This window comes from Burkholderia sp. Ac-20392, assembly GCF_017104585.1.
Classification (GTDB): Bacteria; Pseudomonadota; Gammaproteobacteria; order Burkholderiales; family Burkholderiaceae; genus Burkholderia; species Burkholderia lata.
Map to the genome: position 1 here is coordinate 1 of NZ_JAAGPB010000269.1, position 11,896 is coordinate 11,896.

Below are 11,896 nucleotides of genomic sequence, written 5' to 3' on the forward strand. Positions count from 1 at the left end.
CACGCGCGCGATCGTGGTCGGCCGCGTGCGGATCGAATCCGCGCCGCTCGTTGCGTTGCACACGCGCAGCGCATCCGGCGCGAACACGCGCGTCGTGATGCGCGGCGACCGCGCAGTGCGTTTCCGGACCGACGACGGCGCGCGCGTCGGTCTCGCCGATGTCGCGCCCGGTATCCGGCTTGCCGGCTACGAACCGGGCGCCGGCTGGGTGGATTGCCGGATGAGGGCCGCCGCGTCGCGTTCGGTCGTTTCCGTCAGCCGCTAGTTTCATTCTGTCACTCAACCTGCGTTATCCCCTTCGAAGGAGATTGGCCTTGAAGAAGCTTTCCTGGATTGACCTGCGCAACATCGGCGAGCTCGCGGACGAGATCACCGAGGAAGCGCTGCATGTCGGCGTGTCCGCATTCGTCGTGAAGGATGCGGAGCAGGCCGGGCGGTTGCCGCCGAGCGCGTGCAAGGTCGCGGTCGTCGATCGGCAGCCGGCCGATGCCGCGCTGCTCGAGCAGGTGCAGATCATCCTCGTGAAGGATGGCCTGCCGGTCGATTTCGCGGTGCCGGACGGCGTCGAGATCGGCGTGTTCATCGAGGTGACGGGCGAGGCGACGCTCACGCGCGCATGCGAGCTGTCGACGACCACGCCGTGGCTGCTCGTCGAATTCCTGCAGGACCCGAGCAAGATCCCGCTCGAGATCCTGCTGGCGGCCGCCGATCAGGCGTCGGGCGAGCTGATCACCGTCGTTGCCGACCTGGAGGATGCGGAGGTGACGCTGAACGTGCTGCAGCGCGGCCCCGAGGGTGTGCTGGTCACGCCGACGCAGGTTGGCCAGGCCACGCAGCTCGTGTCGATCTGCAGCGACACCGTCGAAGATCTGCAGCTCGAGGAAATCGAGATCATCGGGCTCACGCACCTCGGGCCGGGCGAACGCGTGTGCGTCGATACCTGCTCGCGCTTCGAACAGGACGAGGGCATCCTCGTCGGCTCGTATTCGACCGGCATGATCCTCATCAGCAGCGAGACGCACCCGCTGCCGTACATGCCGACGCGCCCGTTCCGCGTGAACGCGGCCGCGCTCCATTCGTACGTCGTCGCGCCGGACAACCGCACGCGCTATCTCGCCGAGCTCGAATCGGGCGCGGAGATCCTCGCCGTCAACGTGCAGGGCAAGGCGCGCCGCGTCGTGGTCGGGCGCGCGAAGGTCGAGACGCGGCCGCTGCTGCTGATCGAGGCGAAGAATGCCGCCAATCGCGCGATCAACATCATCGCGCAGGACGACTGGCACGTGCGCGTGCTCGGGCCGAAAGGCAGCGTGCACAACATCACGGAGCTCAAGCGCGGCGACCGCATCCTCGGCTACACGCTCGATGCGCAGCGCCACGTCGGCTACCCGATCCGGGAATTCCTGCACGAGCAGTGATCCGCATGCTTCATTGACGATGCGATCGCCCGGTGCGTCACGCGCCGGTGCGGTCGGTTCATGTTCAGGAGTACTTTATGGAAAATGCGGAAAAACAGGTGCTGGATACGCTGTTCGGACGGTGGCGCAGCCGGATCCTGTATGCGGGCACGCGGCTCGGCGTGTTCGATGCGGTGACGACCGACACGCCGGTGTCGTCGGCCGCGCTCGCGGCGAAGCTCGACGTCGACGAGCCGCTGCTGTACCGGCTGCTGCGCGCGCTCGCGTCGCTCGGCCTGCTCGACGAGGACACGCGCCGCGGCTTCCGGGCCACCGCGTCGGGGGCGCTGCTGCATGCGGATGCCCCGAGCACGCTGCGCGATTTCGTGCTGCTGCAGGAAGGGCCCGAGCATTACGCGATCTGGGCGCACCTGCCCGACATGGTGCGCGAGGGGCAGCAGAACGGCTTCGTGCGCGAGTTCGGCGCGATGGCGTTCGATTATGCGAAGGACCACGAACGCTACCGGACCGATTTCAAGCGTGCGATGTCGAGCTTCTCGACCGTGCAGTCGGAACAGGTCGTCGATGCGCTGCGCGACGTCACGTTCGCGCAAGGCACGCATGCGTGCGACATCGGCGGCGGCCAGGGGCACATGCTGTGCAGCCTGCTAAGGCGGTTCCCGTCGCTGACCGGCGTCGTGTTCGACCTGCCGGAAGTGATCGACGGCGATGCGGATGACTGGGCGCAGCGGATGGGCGTGAGCGCACGCTGCAGCAAGGCGGGCGGCAACATGTTCGATGCGGTGCCGGCGGCCGACGTCTACCTGCTGAAGCTGATCCTGCACGACTGGAACGACGACGAGTGCGTGGCGATCCTCAAGCAGGCGCGCGCAAGCGCGCGGGACGGCGCGCGCGTGTTCGTGATCGAACGGGTCGTACCGGCTCCGGGCGTCGCGCATTTCTCGAAGCTCTACGACATCCACATGATGTGCTGGGGCAGCGGCCGCGAGCGCACGCGGGACGAATACGACGCGCTGCTCGCCGCCGCCGGCTGGCGGCCCGCCGGAGTTCGCTCCGCACCGGACGGGCAGATCGACGTGATCGAGGCCGTCGCCGCCTAGTGTGTACCTGGCGGGCCGGGCGCGTCAGGCGGCCGGCGTCTCGCGGGTTTCGAGCCAGGTCATCTGCGGCTTGAGGATCGCGAGCGTCGCGCGAACCGCCTTGTTCTCGTCGCGTTGTTCGATCGCGTCGAGCACGGCCTGGTGCGCCCGCATGTCCGGCTCGGGAATCTCGGCCTCGTCGAGTTCGACGAGGATGTCCTCGACGTTCGCGAGGATCGAGCCCGAGAAATAGCGATACAGCGCTTCCAGCGCGTGATTGTGCGAGGCGGCGGCCACGGCGATGTGAAACGCGCGGTCGCGCTCGACGAACTTCTTCACGTCGCGCGACGCTTCACGCTCGCCGCGTGCCTTCAGCAGCTTGCGCAGCGTCGCGAGATCCTCGTCGGTGCGCCGGCGCGCCGCGTAGCGCGCGCATTCCGTTTCGAGCATGCACTGCAGTTCGAGATGGTCGCTGCGCGCGGCGCGATCGACGTCGCGCATCGTCTCGGCCGGATCGACATTGCGGCGCACATAGGTGCCGTCGCCCTGGCGCACTTCGAGCACGCCGGAATACGCAAGCGTGCGAACCGCTTCGCGCACCGTGTTGCGCCCGACCTCGAGCTGCTTCGCGAGATCGAGTTCGGTCGGAATGCGCTGACCGACGCGCCAGATGCCGGAAGTGATATTGGATTTGAGGATCTCGATCGCCGAATCGACGAGCGAGTGTCGGGTGGCCGGGGGCAGGCTTGACATTGCGTGTTTCGCTTGAAACTAGAGGGTGTCGCTATCCTATCATCCGATCATTCGTTTGGTCGTTCAGGATAACGATATTCAAACGTGACATTTTGTTTAACGTCAGACGAATAAACCCGCGGCCGATCAATGCGCGCCGCACATTCGTCGATTGCGTCCACCGGCATTTACCCGCGCCGCGTCGACGTAAATGATTCCTATTCGCTGTTCAGTCGAGGTCGCCGTTGCATGAGCGGCCCGTCTCCCTGCTTAACGGCGCGGCGTATCCGCCGACGTCCGTCTCCGCTTTCCGGATAACCCGAGATGAATCAATCACACACCGGCCGCCGTGCGCGGCCAGGATTTCCGTTGCCGCGCGCGGCGTTGCGGCGCGTGCCGGGCTGGGCGGCCGTACTGGCCTGCGCGACCGCGATGCCGGTTGCTGTTTCGGCGCAGGATGCGCCGGATGCGGGCGAGCCCGCGTCAGATGCGCCGCTGCTCGCGCCGATCGTCGTCGATGGGCGACGCGAGACGGGCGTCGGCCCGGTGCAGGGCATCGCGGCCGACGTGTCGCGCGCGGGCACCAAGACCGACACGGCGATCGTCGAGGTGCCGCAGGGCCTGTCGGTCATCACGCGCGAACAGATGGACCGGCAGGACGTGCATAGCGTCGGCGACAGCCTGCGCTACACGCCGGGCGCCTACGCGGATTCGCGCCCCGGCGGCGTGCTCGAGAGCGTGTTCCTGCGCGGCTTCGGCGGCTTCGCGGCGGCGGCGATCAATCCGCAGATGCTCGACGGCCTGCCGTTGCCGAAAGGCGTGAACTGGGCCGCGAGCGTCGTCGATCCGTGGACGCTCGAACGCATCGACGTGTTGCGCGGCCCGGCGTCAGTGCTGTATGGGCAGGCGAGCCCCGGCGGCATCGTCGACATGGTCAGCAAGCGGCCGACGCGCGATGCGCAGCACCTGCTCGCCGTGCAGACCGGCAACCGCGATCGCGGGCAGCTTGCATTCGATTTCAGCGGGCCGGTGACGAAGGACGGCACGTGGCGCTACCGGATCGACGGCCTCGCGCGTCGCGCGGACGAGCAGATCGATTATTCGCGGCAGCAGCGGATCGTCGTCGCGCCGTCGGTGACGTGGCAGCCGAATGCCGATACGAGTTTCACGCTGCTGGGGTCGTTCCAGCGCGATCCGCACAACAACTTCGCGGGCTGGCTGCCGGCCGTCGGTACGCTTTGGCCGGATTCGGGACGGCGGATTCCGACGCACTTCTTTCCGGGGCTGCCTGGATTCGATACGTACGACCGCACGCAGGCAATGATCGGCTATGCGTTCGAGCATCGTTTCAACTCGACGTGGAAGGTCCGGCAGAACGTGCGCTATACGCACCTCGATGTCGACTTCGCGGGCGCGGCCGTCAATTTCATCGCGCCATATCTGTCGCCGGGCGTGCTGAACCGTTCGTTGTCCTGGTCGCGCGAGCACGTGAACCATCTCGCACTCGACAACCAGGCCGAGATGCGCGTGATGACGGGGCCGGTCGAGCATACGGTGCTGGCCGGCCTGTCGTATGAGCATGCGGTGGCGAATCTCGTTGGGTCGGGCTTCGGCGCGGCGCCTCCGCTCGATACGCGTGCGCCCGATTACGGGCAGCCGTTTGCCGTGCCGCCGGTCGCGCAGCAGACGCGTCAGACGCCTGACCGGATCGGCGTTTATCTGCAGGATCAGGTGCGTTGGGATCGGTGGGTCTTTACGCTCGGCGGGCGTGAGGAGTGGTCGCGCACGACGACCGATGACCTGCTCCGGTCCGCGAGCGTGCGGCAGAGTACGCGGGCGTTCACGGGGCGCGCGGGGGCGGTTTATCTGTTCGATAGTGGCTTTGCGCCGTACATGAGCTATTCGACCTCATTCGAGCCGGCGCTCGGCACGCGTTTCGATGGTCAGCCGTTCACGCCGACGAAGGCGAAGCAGTTCGAGGTCGGGCTGCGCTATCAGTCGCCGGATCGTCTGCAGAACGCGTCGATCGCGGCGTTTGATATTCGCCAGCGCAATGTCCTGACCGCCGATCCCGAGCATCCGTTCTTCAGCGTGCAGACGGGGGAGGTGCGATCACGCGGGATCGAACTGGAAGGGCGTACGCGCGTGTGGAAGCAACTGGATGTGATCGCCGCGTACACGTATCTCGATACGACGGTTCAGGCCGATACGGATCCGACCGTCGTTGGCAAGCGCGTGGCGGCGGTGCCGCGCCATCTCGCGTCGCTGTGGCTGGACTATGCGGTCGATCGGCCCGGGTTGCGCGGGTTGAAGGTGGGTGGTGGTGTGCGTTATGTCGGGCGCAGTGCGGGCGACAACGTGAATACGTTCGATGTGCCGGCTGTCGTGCTGTTCGATCTTGGGCTGTCGTATGACCTTGGCGTTGAACGGCCCGCGTGGAAGGGGTGGCGCGTTGCCGCGCACGTGAACAACCTGTTCGACCGGACTTATGTGTCGTCGTGCTTTTCGGCGGGTGGGTGTTTCTATGGCACGCGGTTGATGGTGACGGGGGATGTCAGTTACCGGTGGTGATCGGACGGCGGGTGGGGTTGTTGCGGTGTGGGTGTGGGCTGCGCACGTGCGACTGGCCCGACCGCGCCGCTGCCCGGATACACTGACGCCTTCGCCGTATGCGTCGCGGCAGCGTGGGCCGTCGCGTCGGCTGCGGATTCGTGGAGAGATCACCCATGAGCATCGTCGTTCGTCGAAAGCAGATGGCCATCCGCTTGTGCCGGGTGCTGATCTCGGGCGCGTTGATCGCTTCCGTCGTCGGCTGTGCGGCGACGGCGCTCGACGACACGGCCATCGCGCCGGATCTGCATGAAACCGTCGTCAAGGTCCCGGTCGATGAAGGGGCGAGCACGCGGGACATCGTCGCCACCACCTACATGCCGGACGGCCCCGGCCCCTTTCCGCTGATCGTGCTGAGCCACGGCAGCCCGCCCGATCCGCGCGACCGGCCGAAGGTGCGCAGATACCGCGCGTTGCCGCAGATCCGGACGTTCGTGCAGCTCGGTTTCGCGGTCATCGTGCCGATCCGTCGTGGGTATGGGGCGACGGGCGGGGTCGACGAAGAGGATGCGGGTTCGTGCCGGCATCCCGATTACCTTGCCGCGGGCCAGCAGGCCGCCCGCGATGTGCTCGCGGCGGTACGGTATGCGCAGACGTTGCCGCAGGTGGATCGAAACCGCATCGTGCTGGTCGGGCAATCAGCGGGTGGTTTTGCGTCGTTGGCGGCGGCGAGCTATGCGCCGCAAGGGGTGGTTGCAGTGGTGAACTTCTCGGGTGGGCGTGGGGGGAACCCGACGACTCATCCCGGCATGCCGTGCGATCCGAAGCAGATGGCCGACACGATCGGGCATTTCGCAAGCACGACGCGGGTGCCGGTGCTTTGGCATTACGTGCAGAACGACAAGTATTTCGCGCCGGAGGTGGTGGCGACGTGGTTTGCCGCGTTTCAGGGGGCGGGTGGGCGCGGGCAGATGATTGTTGAACCGGCGTTCGGCAGCAACGGCCACGGGATGTTCTCGGTCAAGGAGGCGATACCGATCTGGTTGCCGCACTTCGAGGCGTTTGTCGGGCCGTTGGTGGCGGTGAAGTAGGGGGCGGCGGCTGCCGACTGCGGATTCAACCCGTCAATGCAACACACTTGAGGCTGCATGGCAGCGAGGGGGCAATGAAACAGAGACGGCGGATCTACCCTGCAGACAGCCAGAAAGCGCTCATGCGGAACCGTCGCGATCAACCCCTGTCTCTCAGCGGTCCAGCCGCGGCTGACGATTGTTTGAGACACCCGATTCAATTGGCTGAATCGTTGGAAATGTGTGGAAGAGGTCTGAAAACACGTGCATTGTTCGGGGTGGACGTCTTGGGGCCGCGCATATTCCCGATGAGATATCGGTGCCTCCTGTTACTCATCCTAATCTGCTTCGCATACGAAAATCCGAATTTCTCCCCGAGTCATGACAAGACTGAGCTACGAAGAATCTTGCCGGCGCCTCCAGGAACGCCACCTCGATCCGGACAGCATCCCGCCGATACCCGATCACCTGCCACAGGCCGACGATGAGGAGCCCTTGGGTGTCAGCTTCTTCCGCATATTTCTTGGCGACCGCGAAGACCTGTCAAACCTCACCTTGCCTCGCACCTTTTTCGGGCGTTCTGAAATCAACGGTGTTCGTTTCTCCAATACCGAACTCACCGAATCCAACCTATGCTGGAACGATTTCATCGATGTTGATTTTTCCAACGCCATACTGACGCGTAGCGACCTGCGCGCCAGTTTTTTCGAAAGAGTCAGATTTACTGGGGCCGATCTTTCGTTTGCCGACTTGCGTCAATCCTCGTTCGTGCAATGCGACTTCGGTGAGACCATCATGACCGGCGTCATCATGACGCACGCCGGAGGGAAAACGCTGAAACTATCTGAAAGACAGCGCCGGGAAATTGCGTGGACTGACGACGAAGGTCCTGAACCGGCAGGCGGATGAACCCATGCCATTGCATGCGGAACTTGCAAGTGGCAGGGGGAGCGGCTAGATGGCTCAGGCGTTTTGAAACTGAGATGACAAGAGGCGGGCGGGGTATGGGACTTGACTGGAATCCGCTTGGTAAAGCCAGGCCGGCGGCGGAAGAAGAGTTTTACTGTCGGCTCGGCCAACTTGGAACGGCCAATGACTGGATGCAGCCTGTGCCGTTTACCTTCGCTCCGATCGACAATGCCCGACAGGAAGAAGTGCGTCAGCGCTTTTTCGAGATCCAGATCTCGCCCTACGAGACCTTGAGGCCGCCGCGCGTTGGCTACGACCCTGAGGCCGATAACTGGATACGATCCCGGTACGAAGGCGCGCCAAACAAGCCACCGACGATTGAGGAATGGGTCCGGTCGTTCCATGGCTACTGGGTGATGGCACTGCTGCCCGATAGCGACGGGCTACCTTTCTACAGCAACGCCTCGCTCGGTGGCGAGTGGGAACGATGGAGTTTCCGCGCACAGTTCCTGCGCGATTGCGAGGATGCGCTGGGCGAGCGCTTGTTCGACGAAGCCTGGCTTAATCATCTCCCGGATCAACTCGCCGATTACGGCCGTCGGCTGATGAACTGCGCCAGCAGCTATGCGGAAACGCATGGCGTGGCACATGTCCTGAACATGCGCGCGTATCCTGCGGACAATCAGGAGCTTGGCCCTGTCGAGGATTGTCCGGCGTACAAGGCCCATATCATTGCATCCGCAGCACGATGGGCACTGTTCTGGTCGGCGCGCGGACACGGCATGCACGCTGACTATTAGAGCGGCTACGAGTGTTCGCGAGATTTACCCCGCTCGGCAAAGGTCAGCGCCAATTTCGAACGGTGCCGTTGCCTTGGTTGTATTCCGCTCGTTTCCGCAAGAATCCGTTGTACCGGGGAATGGTCCCGATCAAACAGCGGAGCGATCTGCCGCAGTGACTCGACCTTGGCCCCGACACTGCCCGGAATTGCGTGATTCAAGCCGGCCGGGCGACGACAAATCGCCTCTTTCCGTCAATTCGTCGTCGCGCGGTTTTCGCTTCGAGGTGCCGTTCGGTCACGCCCGGTTCCGGCACTAAGGCGTTTCACGCCGCATGGACCGCCTCGGGCTTCACTACCGAATTTGCTTCCTTCGGCATTTCTCGCTGCCCGCTCTCCTTCGAGGTCGCCGGAGACGCGCCGTCGACCTCGTCGAGCCGATAGCCGTGCGTGTACACGGCACTCAAACGGAAGCCGTTTTCCGGACGAAGCGTCAATTTTTGCCGAAGTCGATACACGTGAGTATCGAGGCTCCTCGACGAGCCGTCGAGCGGCCTCCCCCACGCGAGTGCCTCGAGCGTATCTCGGGAAATGACCCTGCCGACGTTGTCGAACAGGCATTTTGCCAACGCGAACTCCTTCTCCGTCAAATCGACCGTCTCATCACGAAGCGACACGCTCTTCATCGTCGGATCCAGTACGTAGGCACCCACCCGGGTCAGGTCGGCCTGCTTCCGTCCGTGACCGTATCGACGCAGCAACGCCTTGACGCGCGCAGCAAGTTCGATTTCCCGAAACGGCTTCACGATGTACTCGTCGGCCCCCGCGTCGAGCGCGGCAACGACGTCCGCTTCGAGAACCCGGGCGGTCAGAAACAGCACGGTAGGTTCGTCGCCGAGATTCGCGCGTATCCAGCGCAATACTTCCAGACCGCTCATGCTGGGTAAATGCCAGTCAAGCACAACCAGCTCAACACGCTGAGTCCGGAGAAACTGCACGGCGTGCTGGCCATCACGCACTTTGCATATCTCCCTATCCAGATTTCGTATTGCATTTTCGAAAACGTTTGCCTGAAGAGGATCGTTTTCCACTAACAAGATGTCCATTGCGTCACCACACAGTCTCGTGCCTGCGTTTCAAATTTTCGGAGATCCGGGCAACCGTCACGCATCGACACGTGCAGCCCCATTCGTCTACCGATTCACTCTACGCTTTGCTCTATTGAAAAATAGCGCGTCCGACATGCGTGGCTTTCCGCCTTATTCTGTTCGAACGCCCGTGTGCCATGATCACAACCAGCCCATCTTCCGCCACGATCGAGTGAGCGGCATGAAGCCCGGGCAGCCTCCCCCTCGAGAGTTCTGCGCGGGAAATTCTCGCGCGGCCCTGCATGCACGATGCTTGAGCTACCCGCTGGCGGCTACTGTTTCCGATATCGTCAGTCCCGATCATCGGGAATGCAGTAGCGATGTGTTCCTGGCACCGGTAATGTCGACAATTTCGAGTTCGCTTCCCGGAATCCACCTCCTTCGCTCAGACGAGCAACGATCACGCAACCGTGATGAAACACCTGCCGGCGCCTCTCGTCGGCACCTTCCTCAATTGCGCCCGGATTGATAAATCCAGGGCATTGCAAACTCGGTCATCCTCTTCGACGAAGCTGCGGACTTTGGCATGCAACGGGCAACGGCATCGCACAGTGCTTCGATATGCGCGAGGATCGTCGCGTTGGAGCACGCCGTGAGTTGTCGTTTTGCGTTGACGAACAATGAGGCGTCTGCAAACCCTGCCAGTGGCGACGCCGGACTATCCGTCAGGGCAAGCAGCCGGGCACCCTGCTGATGCGCACGTTCCGCCTGTGTGATCGTGTCGCGCACATAACGGGGAAAGGCAATCGCGATGACCAGGTCACGTGCCGTGACATCGAAAAGGAGGCGTGCGGCATGCTCCGGCCCGCCTCCCGTCGACAGTGCCCGCACGTTGTTCCGGTAGGGAATCAGCCCGTGTTCCATCAAGCTTGCGAGATAACCGCTGGAGCCATACCCGAGAATGAAAACCCGGTCGGCGTCCACGATGGCTTTCACGGCCAGATCGCAGGCATGCGGATCCAGTGCACGGAAACACGCTTCGATGTTTTCCGCCTCGCGCGCCAGCGCAGTACCCAGCGCCTGGGCCCCGGGCGCCTCTGATTCAAGGGCGCTGCGCAAGCGCTCGACCGGTGCAAAGATTGCCTCGAGGTCAGGAACCAGACTCGTCCGAAAATGCGGATAACCATCGAAGCCGAGCGCACGCGCAAACCGGTTGGCGGTGGCGACCGACACGTCGACCGCGGCAGCGAATTCGTCGATTCGCATCGTTGCCGCGCGGACGAGATTCGTTCGCACGAATTCCGCCACGCGCCGATGTGCCGGAGTCAGCGTCGGCATCAAGCGTGCAATGCGCGACTCCATTGCCTCGTCACCAGGCGGCTCATCCGGATCGATTGAAGCGGTCGTCACATCGGTTGGCATGCGCTCACCATGACTGTGTAAATTAATTTACACGAATTCTTATTGTGTAAATGAATTTACACAATCGGTGTTAACGAGATCGATTCTTGTCTGATATTTCTTCGGTAACAGAGTCCTTTTCGATGCCGCCGCATACGAACGTCCGGTACGTCTGCCTGCACGGGATCCAATCCATGCGACCCCGTTAAAATTCGCACCATGAACGAATGGGGCGTGTTCTGCTTTGAATGTTCTGCAGAACTCGACTTCCGATGTGCTTGTCGAGGATCGAGGGGCGCCCATGGAACAAGCTGACCCGGGTTGAACCGGCCGACAAAACGCACGCGCAAGCGCGAACTCCGGGAGGAGATGAGTCGGATGTGTCGTGGGTCGACCGGGTCATGGTGATTGCCCCGGCGCGGTTTTCCGCCGTTCGCGGTCGAGGCGATGCAGCGCATTCACTTCGTGCCGCAATGGCTCAGCCGGATAGCTTCGGCAGGGCACGCCGATTGCTCGCCGATTTGTATGAATAATAAAAGTCGGTACCGGCCAAACCCGCACCCAGCCGGCATTTTCCCGCCTCACCCCCACATCCCGTGGCCGATTTTGTCACCACATGGGCCGGATATGACAATAGAAATCACCCGCCGTGGCATTACGATGCCTCACGTCGTCGCCCGGGCCTGAGCCGGTTTTCCCGCCTCTCGCTCCATAGCGCCCCTCATACCCCGTCTGATTGGAACATCGACCATGAGCTATAACGCCCCCGTCAAGGACATGCTGTTCGTGCTGAAGGAACTGGCCGGCATCGACGCCGTTGCGCAGTTGCCGGGCTTCGAGGATGCCGGTTACGACACGGCGCAGGCCGTGCTCG

11 protein-coding genes and 2 pseudogenes are annotated in these 11,896 nt (G+C 63.3%); 9 read left to right on the top strand and 4 right to left on the bottom strand.

Features of this window, described 5'->3' with window-relative positions:
• From G3N99_RS25050 to G3N99_RS25060, 3 genes are all read left to right on the top strand, one after another.
• Nucleotides 1–265, top strand: a 265-nt coding sequence (locus G3N99_RS25050; RefSeq protein ID WP_277396431.1) for a 3-dehydroquinate synthase II, incomplete at its 5' end; no start/stop codon positions are given.
• A 49-nt stretch (nt 266–314) separates the two neighbouring features.
• Nucleotides 315–1,415, top strand: a complete 1,101-nt coding sequence (locus G3N99_RS25055) for a 3-dehydroquinate synthase II family protein (protein WP_174932493.1) — start codon at nt 315–317, stop codon at nt 1,413–1,415.
• A 77-nt stretch (nt 1,416–1,492) separates the two neighbouring features.
• The gene (locus G3N99_RS25060) at nt 1,493–2,515 is read left to right on the top strand and encodes a methyltransferase (RefSeq protein WP_206123734.1); all 1,023 of its coding nucleotides are present in this window, start codon (nt 1,493–1,495) and stop codon (nt 2,513–2,515) included.
• A 24-nt stretch (nt 2,516–2,539) separates the two neighbouring features.
• On the opposite strand, the gene G3N99_RS25065 is transcribed toward G3N99_RS25060, so the two are convergent.
• Entirely contained in the window at nt 2,540–3,247 is a 708-nt protein-coding gene (locus G3N99_RS25065; RefSeq protein ID WP_174930025.1) for a FadR/GntR family transcriptional regulator, read from the bottom strand.
• Nucleotides 3,248–3,550: 303 nt separating this feature from the next.
• On the opposite strand from G3N99_RS25065, the gene G3N99_RS25070 reads away from it, so the two are divergent.
• From G3N99_RS25070 to G3N99_RS25085, 4 genes are all read left to right on the top strand, one after another.
• The gene (locus G3N99_RS25070; RefSeq protein ID WP_241011841.1) at nt 3,551–5,797 is read left to right on the top strand and encodes a TonB-dependent siderophore receptor; all 2,247 of its coding nucleotides are present in this window, start codon (nt 3,551–3,553) and stop codon (nt 5,795–5,797) included.
• A 98-nt stretch (nt 5,798–5,895) separates the two neighbouring features.
• Nucleotides 5,896–6,867, top strand: a complete 972-nt coding sequence (locus tag G3N99_RS25075; RefSeq protein ID WP_206123735.1) for a prolyl oligopeptidase family serine peptidase — start codon at nt 5,896–5,898, stop codon at nt 6,865–6,867.
• A 360-nt stretch (nt 6,868–7,227) separates the two neighbouring features.
• Nucleotides 7,228–7,755 carry a pentapeptide repeat-containing protein gene (locus G3N99_RS25080; protein WP_174932499.1) on the top strand — a complete coding sequence of 176 codons (528 nt, stop codon included), beginning with the start codon at nt 7,228–7,230 and terminating at the stop codon, nt 7,753–7,755.
• A gap of 95 nt (nt 7,756–7,850) precedes the next feature.
• Nucleotides 7,851–8,555 carry a hypothetical protein gene (locus G3N99_RS25085; RefSeq protein ID WP_174947813.1) on the top strand — a complete coding sequence of 235 codons (705 nt, stop codon included), beginning with the start codon at nt 7,851–7,853 and terminating at the stop codon, nt 8,553–8,555.
• A gap of 29 nt (nt 8,556–8,584) precedes the next feature.
• On the opposite strand, the pseudogene G3N99_RS42070 reads toward G3N99_RS25085, so the two are convergent.
• The 3 genes and pseudogenes from G3N99_RS42070 to G3N99_RS25095 all read right to left on the bottom strand — a co-directional run.
• A pseudogene (locus tag G3N99_RS42070) lies at nt 8,585–8,722 on the bottom strand (IS30 family transposase); the annotation flags it as partial.
• 137 nt (nt 8,723–8,859) lie between these two features.
• On the bottom strand, nt 8,860–9,639 hold the full coding sequence (locus G3N99_RS25090) for a response regulator transcription factor (protein ID WP_206123736.1): 780 nt from the start codon (nt 9,637–9,639) through the stop codon (nt 8,860–8,862).
• A gap of 492 nt (nt 9,640–10,131) precedes the next feature.
• Nucleotides 10,132–11,043, bottom strand: a complete 912-nt coding sequence (locus G3N99_RS25095) for a MurR/RpiR family transcriptional regulator (RefSeq protein WP_206123737.1) — start codon at nt 11,041–11,043, stop codon at nt 10,132–10,134.
• Nucleotides 11,044–11,343: 300 nt separating this feature from the next.
• Here G3N99_RS25095 and G3N99_RS25100 point away from each other — a divergent pair.
• Together G3N99_RS25100 and G3N99_RS25105 are read left to right on the top strand one after the other, a co-directional pair.
• Nucleotides 11,344–11,499, top strand: a pseudogene (locus tag G3N99_RS25100) (IS5/IS1182 family transposase); the annotation flags it as partial.
• A 273-nt stretch (nt 11,500–11,772) separates the two neighbouring features.
• The coding region (locus G3N99_RS25105; protein ID WP_206123739.1) for an acyl-CoA dehydrogenase N-terminal domain-containing protein at nt 11,773–11,896 on the top strand (124 nt) is incomplete at its 3' end.

Coding starts and splice junctions, on each gene's coding strand:
- G3N99_RS25060 (WP_206123734.1), top strand. CDS start 1,493: ATGGAAAATGCGGAAAAACAGGTGCTGGATACGCTGTTCGGACGGTGG.
- G3N99_RS25065 (WP_174930025.1), bottom strand. CDS start 3,247: ATGTCAAGCCTGCCCCCGGCCACCCGACACTCGCTCGTCGATTCGGCG.
- G3N99_RS25070 (WP_241011841.1), top strand. CDS start 3,551: ATGAATCAATCACACACCGGCCGCCGTGCGCGGCCAGGATTTCCGTTG.
- G3N99_RS25075 (WP_206123735.1), top strand. CDS start 5,896: ATGCGTCGCGGCAGCGTGGGCCGTCGCGTCGGCTGCGGATTCGTGGAG.
- G3N99_RS25080 (WP_174932499.1), top strand. CDS start 7,228: ATGACAAGACTGAGCTACGAAGAATCTTGCCGGCGCCTCCAGGAACGC.
- G3N99_RS25085 (WP_174947813.1), top strand. CDS start 7,851: ATGGGACTTGACTGGAATCCGCTTGGTAAAGCCAGGCCGGCGGCGGAA.
- G3N99_RS25090 (WP_206123736.1), bottom strand. CDS start 9,639: ATGGACATCTTGTTAGTGGAAAACGATCCTCTTCAGGCAAACGTTTTC.
- G3N99_RS25095 (WP_206123737.1), bottom strand. CDS start 11,043: ATGCCAACCGATGTGACGACCGCTTCAATCGATCCGGATGAGCCGCCT.